A 16,603-nucleotide genomic window follows, 5' to 3' on the forward strand; every position below is an offset into this window, starting at 1 on the left:
CGCCGCGCCGCATTGCCTGAAAAGCCGCGAGGTTGTATGTGGCGGCCATGACCCAAGAGATTTCCTCGCCCGTCCCCGCCAGCGGCTTTCTTGTCGCCGCGCTCTATCACTTCGTCGCGGTTCCGCGCTTTGCCGCGCTGCGCGCGCCCTTGCAGGCGCTCTGCGAGGAGAACGGCGTGCGCGGCACGCTGCTGCTCGCCCACGAGGGCATCAACGGCACGATCGCCGGCCCGGCCGAAGGCATCCGCCAGGTGCTCGCCTTCCTGCGCAGCCAGCCGGAATTTGCCGCGCTGGAGCACAAGGAGAGCCATGCGGCCGAAATGCCCTTCCTGCGCATGAAGGTGCGACTGAAGAAGGAGATCGTCACCATGGGCGTCGAGGACATCGACCCCACGCGCTCCGTCGGCACGTATGTGGCGCCTGAGGACTGGAACGCGCTGATCTCCGATCCCGATACCATCGTCATCGACACGCGCAACGACTACGAGACGGCGATCGGCATGTTCAAGGGCGCGGTCGATCCGAACACGAAGACGTTCCGCGAGTTCCCGGACTGGGTGCGGGGCCATACCGGCCTGCACAACAAGCCGAAGATCGCCATGTACTGCACCGGTGGCATCCGCTGCGAAAAGGCGACCGCCTTCATGAAGGAACAGGGCTTCGACGAGGTCTACCACCTCAAGGGCGGCATCCTGAAATATCTCGAGGAGGTGCCGGCGGAGGACAGCCTCTGGGAAGGCGCCTGCTTCGTCTTCGACGAGCGCGTCTCCGTTCTTCACGGCCTGGAAGAGGGCGAGCACAAGCTCTGCCGCGCCTGCCGCCATCCGTTGACCGCGGAAGAGATCGCCTCGCCGCTCTACGAGGCCGGCGTCTCGTGCCCGCATTGTCATGCAACGCGCAGCGAGGAGGATCGCCTGCGCTTCCGCCAGCGGCAGATGCAGATGGATCTTGCAAGGAAGCGCGGCGAGCGTCACCTCGGCAAATAGTCAACCGGCCGCGGCCTCGACGGGCGGGGCCAGCAGGTCGCTTATCGCCCTCTCGCTCATCGGCTTGCCGAAGAAATAGCCCTGCAGCTGGTCGCAGCCGCACAGATGCAGGAAGGCGGCCTGTTCGGCCGTCTCCACCCCCTCGGCCGTTACCGGCATATCGAAGGAGGCGGCGAGCGCCACCGTCGCCTGCAGCATCGCCCCGCCCTTCGGCGACTGTTCCCCGGCAACGGTGAGCGAGCGGTCGATCTTCATGCGGTCGAAGCCGAAGCGGATGAGATAGCCGATGCTGGAAAAGCCGGCACCGAAATCATCGAGCGCGATGCGCACGCCGCCGGCCTTCAGCCGGTCCATGACGAGTTTCGCACGGCCGGGATTCTGGATGAAGTAGCCCTCGGTGATCTCCAGCGTGACACGGGACGGCGCGATACCGGCCTCCGCGATGATGCCGAGCGCCTGATCGGGGAAATAGGGATTGCGGAACTGCGCCGGCGAGACGTTGATCGAAATATCGATGTCCGGCCAGTTGCGCACCGCCGCGCAGGCCCGCCTGAGGATGAGCGGGCCGAGTGCATCGATGATGCCGGTCGCCTCCGCCAGCGGAATGAAGACATCCGGCGGCACCGGCTTCGTTCCGCCGCGATACCACCGGGCAAGCGCCTCGACGCCGCAGATCGTCCGGCTCCGTGCCCCGACGATCGGCTGGAAGATGACGTCGATCTCGCCGCGTGCCACCGCAGCCCTCAGCGCCTCCTCCATTTCCCGCCGTTCGTCGCGGTCGTCGTCCATCAGCGTCTCATAGTACATCGCACGGCCGCGGCCGGCATGCTTGGCCCGGTACATGGCGACATCCGCCCGGCGCAGAAGCTCCTCGCCCCCGACCGCCCCCTTGCGCGAGACGGCAATGCCGATGCTGGCGCCGACGACGGCGACGCGCTCACCGATCGCGAAGGGTTCGGAGAAGAAATCCAGGATGGAGCGCGTGAGGCGCTCGGCCTCCGGCCCGTCGGGCCTGTCGATGAAGGCGATGGCGAACTCGTCGCCGCCGATGCGCGCCAGCATGGCCTTGGCCGGGACGAGACGGGAAAGCCCGGCCGAAACCCCGCGGATCAGCCTGTCGCCGACCGCGTGGCCGTAAAAATCGTTGACGTCCTTGAAGCCGTCGAGATCGAGATAGAGCATCACGACGTCGCGCTCCTCCGCCCTCGCGCGGGCGGTCAGCTCGTCAAGGCCGAGATAGAGGCCGGTGCGGTTTTTGAGGCCGCTGAGCCTGTCGGTGAGGGCCTGGGTCCGCGCCGTGTTTTCATCCGCCTTGAGGCGTATGGCGAAGGCGGCACCGGTCAGCACGAGGAGCGCGAAGAAGACGACGACTCCGGCGAGCGCCAGAAGCACGAGCGGGCGCACCTGCGCATAGCTCTGGTTACCCGGCGCATCCGGCGTCCAGGAAAGGAAGCCGAGGGTCTTTCCGTCCGGATCGGCAAGGGGCACGGCAGGCCCGCTCGAAGGAGCCGATTCCGCCAGCAACAGGCCCGAGATCAGGAAATTGTCGGCAATGCGGGAAATGCGGGCGGGTGTCAGGTGGCGGATGATGAAGAGCGTGCGCAACGCCTCCGCCGGAGCCTCGACCGCGCTGGAAACCGGCCGGATGGCGGAGGCGGCACCGACCGCGGGTCCATCCGGCGTTTGCAGGAAGACGCCGAGTTCCGCGCCCGGCTCCAGCCCGGCGCGCAGGATCTTGCGGTGCATCTCCAGGAAGGCGGCGCCGCCATAGCTGCGTGCATCGGCCTTAACGGGCGCACCGTTGCGATAGGCGAGCATCGTCCTGCCCGTCTCGTCGACCAGGAAAACCGTATCGAAAAGCGGCCCGCCCTCCGTGGCAAGACCCATATTGGCGATGAGCCAGGGCATGTCGGGCGTGCCATAGACGGCCGCGACCGCATCGTCCCAGACGGCATAGTCGCGCACGGTGGTCACCATGGAATTGCGCATGGTGGAGAGCGCGCCGAACACGGTCTGGCGCGTGCGCTCCTCGTCGAGTTCGTTCGCCCGGTTCGCGAGAAACCCGAGCGCCATCATGACGAGGACAGTGGCAAGGCTGACCACGACGGCAAAGGAGGCGAGCACACCCAGAACGACCGCAAGTCGTCGGGCGCCGATCATGCCTGAAAGGTGGCGCGCTAGCCGCAGCATCGTCTTCTCCGACCAAGCGGGGATGATGCGGCAGAACCGTTATGAATCCTTTACGTCGCGCGCGACAATGCAAGGCAGATGGCGGTTTCAGGCGGCCCGATGCCTGCCCTTGCGAAACGCGCCGGCGAGTTCGGCATACCACTTGCCGCTCTTCTTGATCGTGCGGAGCTGGGTCTCGTAATCGACATGCACGATGCCGAAGCGCATCCGGTAGCCCTCGGCCCATTCGAAGTTGTCCATCAGGCTCCAGGCGAAATAACCGCGCATCGGATACCCTTCGCGGATGAGATCCGCGGTGACGCCGAGATGCTCGGCGATATAGTCGAGGCGCGGCCGGTCGTCGACCGCGCCGTTCTCGACGCCCATATTGTAGCAGGCACCGTTTTCCGTGATGTAGCAGGCGGGCAGCGCGTAATCCGCGTTAAGCTTGCGGATGAGGTCACCGAGCGCCGGCGCAAACACCTCCCAGCCGATATCCGTCCTGATCTCGGCGACCGGCGGCGCGGGCACGGTCGCGGGGAATTCGGCGCCCTCCGCCGGATCGTGCGAAACCCGCATCGGCGTGTAGTAGTTGAGCCCCCACCAGTCGAGCGGCTGGCTGATCGTCTCCATGTCGCCCGGCTCGATCGCCGGCATGCGGGCGCCGAGCGCCGAGAGGAAGCTTTCGGGATAGTCTCCCTTGAAGACCGGGCCGAAGAAGACGCCATTGTGGAAGTCGAAGGCGCGCGCTGCCGCCGCCTGGTCTGCCTCGCCATCGCTGCCGGCATGGATGGAATGCGCATTCAGGACGAGGCCGGTGGCAAGCTGCGGGCGCTCCGCACGGATCGCCGCGACGCCGAGGCCATGCGCCAGATTGGTGAAATGCAGGGCATGGAGCGCCGCATCCATGTTGCACTCGCCCGGCGCATGAATGCCATAGAGATGGCTGAGCCAGACGGAGCACCATGGCTCGTTGAAGGTCGCCACCGCATCCAGCCGGTCGCCGAGCCGGGCGATCACGGTTTTCGCGTAGCGCTGGTAGGCATAGGCCGTCTGCCGCGCCGTCCAGCCGCCATCACCGGCCAGCATCAGCGGCAGGTCCCAGTGATAGAGCGTGGCGAAGGCCTTTATGCCGCGTGCCTTGAGGCCGTCCACGAGGCGATCGTAGAAATCCAGCCCCTTCTCGTTCACCGGGCCGGTGCCTTCGGGAATGATGCGCGGCCAGGCGATGGAGAACCGGTAGGCCGACACGCCGAGCGACTGGATGAGATCGAGATCCTCCTCCAGCCGATTGTAGTGATCGCAGGCCACATCGCCATTGTGACGGCCATAAACACGGCCCGGCATGTTGGAAAACGCGTCCCAGATCGAAGGCTTGCGGCCATCCATCTTCGCTGCGCCCTCGATCTGGAAGGCGGCTGTCGCCACGCCGAACACGAAGTCGCCGGGAAACCGGCCGGCCAGGATTCTGGGATCGTTCATTTTCGTCTCTCACGCGCAGCGAATGGTGTGAATCTTGTTACTGCAACGTTGCAGTATGATTCCGGATCGCAAAAATCAATGTTTTTTCGGATCCGGAACCAGGTTTTACGCCTGGAAGCGGCCGACTCCAAAGCCGCCCTTAAACAGGGATTGCTTAAACAAGACTTAGGGACTTGCCCTCTAAACTGCCGATAGCCCGGGACGGAGGCACTGGCGTGGTACGACGAATTGCGAAGCATCTCGTGCGGAAGGGCATGTTCGTGGAATCGCTGGAATGCCCGAACGCCGAATTCTCCGGGCGACGTTTCCTCATCCAGTCCGACGAAACCGTACGGGCCATCCTGGCGACCTCCGCCGCCTATGCCCTGGTCAATCCGCAGAAGAGCACCGTGGACATTGACCTCGCCACCGGCATAGCGCCTGCCGCGCAGGCCGCCGAAGAGCGCAGGCGCACGCTGGAGACGGTGGCGCAAACAACCCGCTCGCTGCGCAACAGTTTCGACGCGGCGCGAACGGGCCAGCTTGAAATCGACGCGCTGTCGCCGGTCGCCGACGAGATCTCCGACCGCATCGACGCCGCCCCCGATGTCTTCCTGAAGGTCACGCGCCTAAAGACGAAGGACGAGGGGACCTATGTGCATTCGCTGGCGGTGAGCGCTCTCATGATGCGGCTTGCCCGCATGCTCGGCCATGATGAAAGCGCGGTGCGCGAACTCGGCGTGGCCGGCCTGCTGCACGATGTCGGCAAGCTGATGATCCCGAACGCCGTTCTCAACAAGAGCGGTCGGCTGGACAGCGAAGAAAGACGTCTGGTGCGCGGCCACCCCGAACTCGGATACCGCCTGCTGAAGGAGCAGGCCAACGTCTCCGACCTCGTGCTCGACATCTGCCGCTACCATCACGAAGCCCTGGACGGCAGCGGCTATCCGCTCGGCCTCAAGGCCGACAAGCTGAGCCCGGAAATCCGTCTTGCCACGGTCTGCGACGTCTTTGAGGCCCTGACGAGCACCCGCCCCTACAAGCGGCCGTGGACCACGCGCGACGCGCTGAACTGGATGTTCGACCGGGGCCAGCTGTTCGACAAGAAACTGGTGATCCGCCTCGGCAGCATTTTCGCCTGAAAGGCGCCGGCCGCCGCGGAGGGCGGCGGCCGGCAATCCGGCGAAAACCTCAGACCTTGACCCAGGCCCCGTTCTTCTTCGACGACTGGACGCAGGCATCGACGAAAAGCATGCCCTTCAGGCCGTCATCCACCGTCGGATAGGTGACGGCGGGATCGACCGGTGCGCCCTTGCGCTTGGCATGGATGGCCCGGGCGGCCTCGGAATAGATGTTGGCGAAGCCTTCGAGATAGCCTTCCGGATGACCGGAGGGCACGCGGCTGACGCGCGCGGCCGCCGCGCCGGAGCCGGCACCGCCCCGGGTGATCAGGCGCTTCGGCTCGCCGAAGGGCATGTACCAGAGGTAGTTCGGGTCGGCCTGCACCCATTCGAGACCACCCTTGGTGCCATAGACGCGCACCTTCAGCCCATTCTCATGGCCCGGGGCCACCTGGCTGCACCAGAGCATGCCCTTGGCGGCGACCCCGTCCTTTTCCTTGAAGCGCATCATCACATGGGCATTGTCATCGAGACGGCGGCCCGGCACGAAGCTGTCGAGGTCCGCGGCAAGCTCGGCGAGCTCCAGCCCGGAGACGAAGCAGCCGAGATTGTAGGCATGCGTGCCGATGTCGCCGGTGGAGCCGCCGGCACCCGATTTCGAGGGGTCGGTGCGCCAGGCCGCCTGCTTCTGGCCGCCCGACTCGATGTCCTCCGTCAGCCAGTCCTGCGGATATTCCATCTGCACGAGCCGGATCGCGCCGAGATCGCCATTGGCCACCATCTCCCGCGCCTGACGGACCATCGGATAGCCGGTATAGTTATGCGTCAGAACGAAGAGCGCATCGCTCTCCTCCGCCAGCTTCTTCAGCTTGCGCGCATCCGAGAGCGTCGAGGTCAGCGGCTTGTCGCAAATGACATGGATGCCGCGCTTCAGGAATTCCTTCGCCGCCTCGTAATGCACATGGTTCGGCGTGACGATCGCCACCGCCTCGATGCCGTTCTTCAGCTTCGCCTCGCGGATTGCCATTTCCTTGAAGCTGCCGTAGCTGCGCGCGGGATCGAGCCCGAGCTCGCGGGCCGACTGCGCCGCCTTTTCCGGCGAAGACGAAAGCGCACCGGCGACGAGTTCGTAGTGATCGTCGAGCCGCGCCGCGATGCGGTGCACCGCACCGATGAACGCGCCCGAGCCGCCGCCGACCATGCCGAGCCGGATGCGGCCCTCCCGCGCCTCGCTGGCGCTTCCTTCGATTGCCATGGGGTTTCCTCCTACAGTATCTCCGGGGCAGGTGCCCCTCATCCGGCCTGCCGGCCACCTTCTCCCCGCAAGCAGGGCGAAGGGGATATGCCGCGCCGTCTTCCTCAAACAATAGCCATTCGTGGGGCACGTACCCTCTCCCCGCCTGCGGGGAGAGGATTAGGATGAGGGACAGCCCTCAAAGCCCGAGCATGCGCCGGTTGGCCGCCTGGTCCGTGCCGCCGTCGGCAAAATCGTCGAAAGCCTTTTCCGTGACGCGGATGATATGCGCCTTGACGAATTCCGCGCCTTCCCGCGCGCCGTCCTCCGGGTGCTTCAGCGCGCATTCCCATTCCACCACGGCCCAGCCGGCAAAGTCGTTGGCCGCCATCTTGGAGAAAACGGCGCCGAAATCGACCTGGCCGTCGCCAAGCGATCGGAAGCGGCCGGCGCGGTTCACCCAGCCCTGGTAGCCGCCATAGACACCCTGCCGGCCCGTCGGGTTGAACTCGGCATCCTTCACATGGAACATGCGGATGCGGTCCTTGTAGATGTCGATATTGTCGAGATAGTCGAGGCATTGCAGCACGTAATGCGAGGGATCGTAGAGCATGCAGGCCCGGGCATGGTTGCCGGTGCGCTCCAGGAACATCTCGTAGGTGATGCCGTCATGCAGGTCCTCGCCGGGATGAATCTCGTAGCAGACGTCGACGCCGTTCTCCTCCGCATGGTCGAGGATCGGCTTCCAGCGCCGTGCCAGTTCGTCGAAGGCGGTCTCGACGAGGCCGGCCGGCCGCTGCGGCCAGGGATAGACGAAGGGCCAGGCGAGCGCGCCGGAAAAGCTGGCCATGGCATCGAGGCCGAGATGCCGCGAGGCCGTCAGCGCCATCTTCACCTGCTCCACCGCCCATTCCTGCCGTGCCTTCGGGTTGCCGCGCACTTCCGGCGCCGCAAAACCGTCGAACGCCTCGTCATAGGCCGGATGCACCGCGACGAGCTGGCCCTGGAGATGGGTGGAAAGTTCGGTGACCTCGACGCCGTTCTCGCGCGCCCTGCCGGCGAAGTCGTCGCAATAGGCCTTGGATTCGGCGGCCTTCCTGAGGTCGATGAGGCGCGCATCCCAGCTCGGGATCTGCACGCCCTTATAGCCGATGTCGGCGGCCCATTTGGTGATCGAATCCCAGGAATTGAACGGCGCGGCATCACCGGCGAACTGGGCGAGAAACAGGGCCGGGCCCTTGATCGTCTTCATCTGTGGCGTCCTCCCATGGACCGGGCCCGCACCTTGCGGGCGGCCGACGATATTCTTGCGGTACGTACCGCAGCGCGTGGAAAGCTATCGGCGTTTGGCGGGGTGGGCAATGCCGATTTGCAAGGCTAGGCCCCTTCTTCTCCGTCATGGTCGGGCTTGACCCGACCATCCACACCACGCGCGCGACATGGATGCTCGGGTCACGCCCGAGGATGGCGGAAGAGAATGAGGAACTGTCGTTGTCAAACCGCCCGGGCCATCATGTCCCGGGCGGCTCGTTTCCGTCAGGTCAGAACGGGGAATCCGGGAAGTAGAAGTCCTTCGCGTTGTCCTTCGTCACCAGCGTCGCGTCGATCGTGTAGACGCCGCGGACCGGAACCTGGCCGTAGAAGTTGGCGGCCGTCATTTCGAGCGCAGTGCCCACCATCGCCGGCGGATAGAGCACGTCGACCGGGATCATCTTGTCGCCGTCCATGACCTTCTTGATCATGTCCTTCGAGCCGGCACCGGCCACGACATACTGGATGTCCGTGCGGCCGGCCTGCTCGATGGCCTGCAGGACGCCGACGGCCATGTCGTCGTCCTGGCACCAGACGACGTCGATCTTCTGGTACTTGGTGAGATAATCCTGCATGACCTTGAAGGCGTCGTCGCGGTTCCAGTTGCCGTACTGGCGATCGAGAACCTTCACGCTCGAGCCTTCGATGCCCTTGTCGAAACCGTCCTGGCGCTCCTGGTCGATCGGGATCGGCATGCCGCGGATGACGACGACCTCGGCTTCCGGCGTCGTGGCCTTGATGTATTCGCCGGCCGTCTGGCCGAGCGCGAAGTTGTTGCCGGCGACATAGAGGTCACGCACGGAATTGTCGTTCGTGCTCGGCGCACGGTCGACCAGCGCGACGAAGGTGCCGCTGTCCTTGATTTCCTTGATGGCGTTGACCAGCGGATCGGGATCCGTCGGCAGGATGACGAGCGCATCGATGCCCTGCGTTGCAAGGTCCTGCACGGCATTCGCCTGGCTTGCCGGGTCCGGCGACGTCTTGACGACGACGTTGAGGCCCGGATGGCTCGCCATCAGGAGCTTGGCGACGCGCTCGGCATGGAAGATCACGCCGGCCGTCCAGCCGTGGCTGGCCGCCGGGATCGAGACGCCGATCGTCACCTTCTTCTCTTCCTGTGCATGGGCGAAGCCGGTGAGGACGGCGAATGCCGCAACCGTCAGGCCCAGTAGTTTCTTGCGCATGAGTTTCCTCCCAAAATCAGGTCTTCCTCAGAGGCCGGGCGACCTGTAGACCCGGCTACTTCCCCGCAATTCCATGGCTGGAACTGCCTGGTCTCACGATTTGCGCACCAGCGAGCGCTGGACGAGCATCGCAATGATGATGATCGCGCCCTGGATGGCCCCGATCAGGTATTCGCTGATGAAGTTGGAGAGCAGCATGATGTTGCCGACCAATTCGAGGATGAAGGCGCCGCAGATCGTGCCCCAGACACGCCCCGCCCCGCCCTTCAGCGCCGTACCGCCGACGACGACCGCGGTGATCGCCTGCAACTCCCACAGGATGCCCGTCGTCGCCGAGGTGGAGCCGAGGCGCGGCACATAGAGCAGCACGGCGATGGCGACGCACAGGCCCTGGATGACGAAGGCGATGGTGCGCACGCGGTCTACCGGGATGCCCGAATAGCGCGCGACGTCCCTGTTCGAGCCGACGGCGACGACATGCCGGCCATAGCGCATGCGATAGAGAACGAAGGCGGCAATCGCGGTGACGACGAGGATGACGGCAATCGGCACCGGCACGCCGAAGATCGAGCCGAAATAGACCGGGCGATAGAGCGCCTGCAATTCCGGCTCGCGCAGCGTGATCGCGCCGCCCTGCGACAGCCAGGTGGTCAGGCCGCGATAGATGCCCATCGTGCCGAGCGTCGCGATGAAGGGCTCGATCTTGCCGACGGTGGTGATGAGGCCGTTCAGAAGGCCGCATCCCGCGCCGATGACGACCGTAAGAACCATCGCGGCGGTCAGCATCAGCGAGGGATCGGCGATCGCGCCGGAATTCATGAAGAGGATCATGAGGCTGGCGACGAAGGCGACCATGGCGCCGACCGAGAGATCAAGGTCGCCGGACGAGATGACGAAGGTGGCGCCGACCGCGATAATCGCGATGAAGGCGCTGCGCGTCGCCACGTTCGCCAGATTGGTGAAGCCGATGAAGTTGGGGTTCACCAGCGCACCGACGACGAGCAGCAGGGCCAGCGCCGCGAAGGGCGCGACGGCCCTCAGGTCGACATCCCGCCAGCTGCGACCCTTGCCCTTCGTTTCGACCGCGTCTTCGCTTGCCGTCATGTTCATCCCCAACCTTGAATTCTGTGTGATGCCGCCGGCGCAAGGCTCAGGCAGCGGCCTTCTTCTTCAACCCTGCCGAATAGCGCATGATCTCCTGCTCGGAGATCTCCTCGCCTTCGAGAATGCCGACGATTCGCCCTTCCCGCATCACGGCGACGCGGGTGCACAGGCCGATGATCTCCGGCATCTCGGAAGAGACGACGATGATCGACTTGCCGTCGCGGGCGAGCGCCGAGATGAAATGGTAGATCTGCTGCTTGGTGCCGACATCGATGCCGCGCGTCGGCTCGTCGATGATGATGACGTCGGGCTCGGTCTCCATGACCTTGGCAAGCAGCAGCTTCTGCTGGTTGCCGCCCGACATGCGGCCGGCGACGACGCGTCCGTCGCGCACGCGGATATCGAAGCGCCGGCGCGCATGCTCCAGCGCCTCCGCCTCGCTCTTCGGGCTGAGATAACCGTAATGACCGTGCTTATCCAGCGATTGCAGCGTGAGGTTCGCCGTCATGCGGGAGTTCAGGAGCAGGCCCTTGTGCTTGCGGTCCTTCGTCATATAGGCGATGCCGACGCGGTTGGCGGCATGCACATCGCCGCCCGGCACGCTTTCCCCGCGCACCGAAACCTCGCCGGAAAGGCGCGGGCGCAGCCCCGCCACGGCCTCCATCAATTCCGAGCGCCCGGAGCCGATCAGCCCGGAAAAACCGAGGATCTCGCCCTTGCGCACCTCGAAGCTCGCGTCCTTGACATAATGGGTCGAAAGGCCCGCCACGGCGAGCGTCACCTCTTCGTCGACGCTGGGCTCCTGCTTGGACGGGTAGAGGCTGGAAAGCTCGCGGCCGACCATCAGCTGGGCGATCGACTCGCCGTCGAGAATGGCGGTGGGCGCGGTCTTCACCCATTGCCCGTCGCGCAGCACCGTGACCCGGTCGGTGAGCTCCATCACCTCGTCCAGCTTGTGCGAGACGAAGACGAAGGAGGTGCCCTCCTCGCGCAATTTGCGCACCTGGCGGAAGAGATAGCTGGTCTCCTCGCGCGAGAGCACGGCCGTCGGCTCGTCCATGAAGATGATGCGCGCATCGCGGCTGATGGCCTTGGCGATCTCCACCATCTGCTTGTCGGCGATGGAGAGCGAGCTGATCAGCGCGTTCTCGTCGACATGGGAGCCGAGCTGGTCGAGCACGCGGCGCGTTTCGGCGCGCATGAATTTCCGGTCGAGCACGCCGTAGCTCGTCACCTCCCGGCCGAGAAACAGGCTCTCGGTGACGGTCAGGTGTTCGGCGAGGTTGAATTCCTGGTGGATGATGACGATGCCGAGCTGCTCGGCCTGGCCGTTCGGCGGCAGCTTGACTGGCTGGCCGTCGAGAAGGATCTCGCCCGATGTCGGCTGCTCGAAGCCGGAGAGGATCTTCACGAGCGTCGACTTGCCCGCGCCGTTCTCGCCCATCAGGGCATGGATCTCACCGGCGCGCAGCTCGAAATTGACGCTGAACAGCACCTGCACGCCATTGAAAGACTTGGCGATGCGGCGTGCAGCGAGAACGACGGGAGCCCCGTCGGCAGCGTCCGGATTCATGATTTCCTCCCTGCGGCTCCTCGACCGCTTGAGAAACGATGTAAACCTTTACACGATCCATGTAAAGGTTTACATCATGGGATATCAGGAATTTTCACCAAGCGCCGTTTGACCCTCAGTCCAGTCTGTGTAGTGTCCCCCGCACTTCGTTTGTTAATGCAATTCCGGATGCTGCGCTTCGCACCCCCGCCGGACTTGCCCGTGCCGAGTGAGAGCCAGTTTGTCGACGTCCAGCCCCGCCACGATCGAGGATGTTGCGCGCATCGCGCAGGTCTCGATCGCGACCGTATCGCGGGCGATCCACACCCCGGAAAAGGTGGCCAACTCGACGCGGCTGAAGGTCAACCAGGCGATCGCAATCACCGGCTATACGACCAATGCGATGGCGCGCAGCCTGCGCCTCGGCCGCTCGAACATGATCCTCGTCGTGGCACCCGACATCGGCGACCCGAACTTCTCCAACATCCTCGTCGGCCTGGAGAACGAGGCGCGCGCGCACGGCTATGGCATCCTGATCGGCCATACGCAGAACGATCCGCAGCGCGGCCTCGAATACCTGAAGTTCCTGAATTCCAACCAGGCGGCCGGGCTGATCCTCTTCACCGGCATCCTGCCCTTCGGCCACCAGTCCATGACGGCCCGCCTGCCGCCCAGCGTCGGCGTCTTCGAGCCGGTCTACAATGGCGGCATCCCCTATGTCGGCGTCGACGACATCGAAGGCGCGCGCAAGGCGGTCGATCTCCTCATTGCCGAGGGACATCGCAAGATCGCCTTCATCGGCGATTCGCGCACGCGCCTTGCCTATAGCCGGCGCCGCCAGGGCTATGATGCCGGGCTCGACGCCGCGGGCGTGCCGGCCGGCGAGCGCATCATCCTGGAGGGCGACGGCACGATCGAGAGCGGGCGCCTCGCGCTCGAGCAACTCTTCATGCGCGACACGCTGCCGAGCGCCTTCATGTGCGTCAACGACCAGACGGCGATCGGCGTGATGATCGGCCTCGGCGCGCGCGGCTACGACATTCCGAACGACTTTTCCGTCACCGGCTTCGACGACGTGCCGCAGGCGAGCTTCATGACGCCTTCGCTCACAACGATCCGCCAGCCGCGCACCGCGATAGGCAAGAGCGCCATGGCGCTGCTGTTCGAGCTTCTCTCCGACAGCGAGCCGGCTGACACGGAAATCCTGCTCCGGCCGGATCTGATCGTGCGCAATTCGGTCTCCGCGCCGTCGCGGCGGTTCCAGAAACGGTAGAAGCCCTCGATCCGGGCATGCACGCCGCCAACCCTTACCCGTAGCGGCGCTGGGCCGGCTTTGCCATTTGCTGCTCGCGTGCCGCCGAAACCGTGAACCGGTCGACGAGACCCTTCAGCGTCGTGCTGATCTGCATGAGATTGTGCGTCGCGGCATTGGTCTCCTCGACCATCGCGGCATTCTGCTGGGTCATCTGGTCCATGCTGCCGACGGCCGTATTGATCTCGGAAATGCCGGCCGACTGCTCGCGGGCGGAGCTGGCGATGGCATCGATATGCGCGTTGATGTGCACGACCTGCTCGCCGATATGATGCAGCGCCTCGCCCGTCTTGTTGACCAGCGATACGCCGAGCTGCACGTCCTCGAAGGACTTGTCGATCAGGGCCTTGATCTCCCTGGCCGCGTCCGCGGATTTCTGCGCGAGTTCGCGGACCTCCTGCGCCACGACGGCAAAGCCCTTGCCCGCCTCGCCCGCCCGCGCCGCCTCGACGCCGGCATTGAGCGCCAGGAGGTTGGTCTGGAACGAGATCTGGTCGATGACGCTGATGATCTGCGTGATCTTCCCGGAGGAGTCCTGGATGGCGCCCATCGCGGAGACTGCCTGTTCGACGATCTGGCCGGAGCGCCGGGCCTCGTCCGTGGCGCTGCCGACGACGCGGCGGGCCTCTTCCGCGCGCTGTGCGGCCTCGCGGGAAATGGTGGTGATTTCCTCGACGGCCGCAGCGGTCTCCTCCAGCGAGGCGGCCTGCTGCTCGGTGCGCTTGGCCATGTCGTCCGTGGCATTCACCAGTTCGCCGGAATTGCCGGCCGCATCGTCCGCCGCCGTGACGATGGCGCCGAGCGTGTCGTCCAGCTTCTCGATCGCCCCGTTGAAATTGGAGCGCAGGCGCTCGAACTGCGGGGCGAGCGGCGTGCTGATCGAGGCCGTGAGGTCCCCGCCCGCAAGGCGGGTGAGCGAGGTGTCGAGCGCAGCCAGCGCCTCTTCCTGCTCGGCATTCAGCGCCTGCCGTTCGGCCTCCGCCTTCTCGCGCTCCTCCTGCAGCGCCTCCAGATAGACGGAGATCGCGTAGTCCATGTCGACGAGCGCGGCCTTCACGATGGCCGAGATCTCCTCGCCGAGCGCAGCCGCCTTCTTGCGGTAGATGAAGCCTTCGAGATGTTTTGCGATGACGCTCTCGACGATCGCCTCGAGGATCAGCGCGTAACCGCCGATATACCAGCGCGGCTCCAGGCCGAGGCGGGCATGCGTCTTGCCGATCATGGTGACGGCATCGACATATTGCGTATCGAAACGCGCCGAGCCGATCAGCTCCCAATGCTTGACCTGCCGGCCCTTGGCACTCTGGATATGGGCCTCATTGGCAAAGAACCGCGCCGTCTCGGGCGTGGCCCGCGCCTTGCGGTAGAAGGTGTCGAGGGCACCATCGAGCGAGGCGGAGATCGTCGGCAGCGCGCGCTTCAGCGCATCACGCTGGCCACCGTCGAGCTCGACGAAGGAGAGGCGCTCGTTCAGTTGCTGGGTCTTGGCATCCTGCGCTGACATCCGGAAATCCTCGTGCGGTTGGAACGGCGATCGACGCCGGCCCCAAATCGGGCTCCGGCTTGCGGTCTGTCGCGATTTTTCGCAGGAGATGGTAAACAAACATCTACGAACGGGACGGCGATACTTTACAGAAATTGATAGAAGTCAAAAAAGTTGCGGTTTTCTCCAATAATGGATCCTTACCCATATAATTTTAGGGGATCTGGAAAGAAGACACCAAATACAACCTGACGCAAGGCAAAGTATATCTCACCTAAGGTGAGGCGGCTCGCCGCACGGTCTCCCCGAACAAGAAAGGGCGCCAGGAAGGCGCCCTCTCCGGTCCATGAATGACCTCTCCCAGACACGTCAGACGTAACGGTTGACGACGTTTTCCAGAAGTTCCTGCCTGCCGGAGCGCGGTTGCGGATTGATGCCGCCGGCAAGCACATAGGCTTCCAGCGCGTCCAGCGAGGAGCCGCCGGACAGTATCTTCTGCGCTTCCGGCGTCTGCCAGCCGGCATAGCGCTCGGCGAGCGGACCGGACAGCGCCTTGTCCTCGATCATGCGGGCCGCGGCCTTCACGCCGCGCGCGCAGCAATCCATGCCGCCGATATGGCCGATCAGGAGATCGGCCGGATCGATCGACTGGCGGCGCAGCTTGGCGTCGAAGTTCGTGCCGCCCGTGGTGAAGCCACCGCCGGAGAGCACCTGGTAGAAGGCGAGCGCCATTTCCGGAACATTGTTGGGAAACTGGTCGGTGTCCCAGCCGGACTGGTAGTCGTTGCGGTTCATGTCGATCGAGCCGAAGATGCCAAGCGCATTGGCAAGCGCCAGCTCGTGCTCGAAGGAGTGGCCGGCGAGGATCGCGTGGCCCTGCTCGATGTTGAGCTTCACCTCGTTCTCCAGCCCGTATTTCCTGAGGAAGCCGTAGACCGTGGCGACGTCGTAGTCGTACTGATGCTTGGTCGGCTCCTGCGGCTTCGGCTCGATGAGGATCGCGCCCTTGAAGCCGATCTTGTGCTTGTATTCGACGACCATGTTGACGAAACGGCCGAGCTGGTCGAGCTCTTGGCCGATATTGGTGTTGAGCAGGGTCTCGTAGCCCTCGCGGCCGCCCCACAGCACGTAATTGTCGCCGCCGAGGCGGTGCGTGGCGTCGATGCAGGTCTTCACCGTCGCCGCGGCGAAGGCGAAGACATCCGGATCCGGATTGGTCGCCGCGCCCCCCATGTAGCGGCGGTTGGAGAAGAGGTTCGCCGTGCCCCACAGCAGCTTCACGCCGGTCTCGGCCTGCTTCTTTTCAAAGTAGTCGACGATCTCGTTGAGGTTCTTCGTGTTCTCGACGAAATCCCTGCCCTCCGGCCGCACGTCCGCATCGTGGAAGCAGTAGAAGGGAACGCCGAGCAGCTGGAAGAATTCGAAGGCGACGTCGGCCTTCAGCTTGGCCGCCTGCATGGAATCCTCGAACCACGGACGCTCGAAGGTCTGTCCGCCGAAGGGGTCGCCGCCCGGCCAGACAAAGGTGTGCCAATAGGCAACGGCAAAGCGCAGGTGATCCTCCATGCGCTTGCCGAGCACGATCTCGTCGGGATTGTAGTGGCGGAAGGCGAGCGGGTTGGTGCTGTCAGGGCCTTCATATTTGATCCTGGCGATATCGCCGAAGAAGCCGGTGGCCATGGGTGT

At 64.7% G+C, this 16,603-nt stretch carries 12 protein-coding genes; 3 read left to right on the forward strand and 9 right to left on the reverse strand.

From position 1 onward, the window contains the following. Positions 1 to 47 precede the first annotated feature (47 nt). The gene (locus WMC41_RS17195; protein ID WP_432345068.1) at positions 48 to 986 is read left to right on the forward strand and encodes a rhodanese-related sulfurtransferase; all 939 of its coding nucleotides are present in this window, start codon (positions 48 to 50) and stop codon (positions 984 to 986) included. Here WMC41_RS17195 and WMC41_RS17200 read toward each other — a convergent pair whose 3' ends face one another. Both WMC41_RS17200 and WMC41_RS17205 read right to left on the reverse strand, forming a co-directional pair. Further along, on the reverse strand, positions 987 to 3,176 hold the full coding sequence (locus tag WMC41_RS17200; protein ID WP_432345070.1) for a putative bifunctional diguanylate cyclase/phosphodiesterase: 2,190 nt from the start codon (positions 3,174 to 3,176) through the stop codon (positions 987 to 989). Between the two features lie 87 nt (positions 3,177 to 3,263). Further along, positions 3,264 to 4,637 carry a GH1 family beta-glucosidase gene (locus tag WMC41_RS17205; RefSeq protein WP_432345071.1) on the reverse strand — a complete coding sequence of 458 codons (1,374 nt, stop codon included), beginning with the start codon at positions 4,635 to 4,637 and terminating at the stop codon, positions 3,264 to 3,266. Between the two features lie 215 nt (positions 4,638 to 4,852). On the opposite strand from WMC41_RS17205, the gene WMC41_RS17210 reads away from it, so the two are divergent. Beyond that, positions 4,853 to 5,758: an HD-GYP domain-containing protein gene (locus tag WMC41_RS17210; protein WP_432345073.1), complete on the forward strand. Its 906-nt coding sequence runs from the start codon at positions 4,853 to 4,855 to the stop codon at positions 5,756 to 5,758. Between the two features lie 49 nt (positions 5,759 to 5,807). Here the strand turns inward: WMC41_RS17210 and WMC41_RS17215 are convergent, their stop codons facing one another. The 5 genes from WMC41_RS17215 to WMC41_RS17235 all read right to left on the reverse strand — a co-directional run bounded on the left by WMC41_RS17215 (position 5,808) and on the right by WMC41_RS17235 (position 12,143). Then, entirely contained in the window at positions 5,808 to 6,992 is a 1,185-nt protein-coding gene (locus tag WMC41_RS17215) for a Gfo/Idh/MocA family protein (protein WP_432345075.1), read from the reverse strand. Between the two features lie 178 nt (positions 6,993 to 7,170). After that, a complete protein-coding gene (locus WMC41_RS17220; RefSeq protein WP_432345077.1) occupies positions 7,171 to 8,223 on the reverse strand; it encodes a sugar phosphate isomerase/epimerase family protein in 1,053 nt (350 codons plus the stop codon). Positions 8,224 to 8,512: 289 nt separating this feature from the next. Beyond that, on the reverse strand, positions 8,513 to 9,466 hold the full coding sequence (locus WMC41_RS17225) for a substrate-binding domain-containing protein (RefSeq protein WP_244768210.1): 954 nt from the start codon (positions 9,464 to 9,466) through the stop codon (positions 8,513 to 8,515). 93 nt (positions 9,467 to 9,559) lie between these two features. Then, positions 9,560 to 10,570: an ABC transporter permease gene (locus WMC41_RS17230; protein WP_244768209.1), complete on the reverse strand. Its 1,011-nt coding sequence runs from the start codon at positions 10,568 to 10,570 to the stop codon at positions 9,560 to 9,562. Between the two features lie 46 nt (positions 10,571 to 10,616). Then, positions 10,617 to 12,143, reverse strand: coding sequence for a sugar ABC transporter ATP-binding protein (locus WMC41_RS17235; protein ID WP_432345080.1), 1,527 nt, complete (start codon positions 12,141 to 12,143; stop codon positions 10,617 to 10,619). Positions 12,144 to 12,363: 220 nt separating this feature from the next. Between WMC41_RS17235 and WMC41_RS17240 the strand changes: the two genes are divergently transcribed. Then, positions 12,364 to 13,395 (forward strand): LacI family DNA-binding transcriptional regulator, encoded by a 1,032-nt coding sequence (locus tag WMC41_RS17240; protein ID WP_288079761.1) that lies wholly within the window; start codon positions 12,364 to 12,366, stop codon positions 13,393 to 13,395. A gap of 34 nt (positions 13,396 to 13,429) precedes the next feature. Here WMC41_RS17240 and WMC41_RS17245 read toward each other — a convergent pair whose 3' ends face one another. Both WMC41_RS17245 and xylA read right to left on the reverse strand, forming a co-directional pair. Continuing rightward, entirely contained in the window at positions 13,430 to 14,938 is a 1,509-nt protein-coding gene (locus WMC41_RS17245) for a methyl-accepting chemotaxis protein (protein WP_288079760.1), read from the reverse strand. A gap of 348 nt (positions 14,939 to 15,286) precedes the next feature. Beyond that, entirely contained in the window at positions 15,287 to 16,597 is a 1,311-nt protein-coding gene (xylA, locus tag WMC41_RS17250; protein ID WP_272806595.1) for a xylose isomerase, read from the reverse strand. Between the last annotated feature and the right edge of the window lie 6 nt (positions 16,598 to 16,603).

The organism is Shinella yambaruensis (genome assembly GCF_050859155.1).
GTDB classification, from domain to species: Bacteria; Pseudomonadota; Alphaproteobacteria; order Rhizobiales; family Rhizobiaceae; genus Shinella; species Shinella yambaruensis.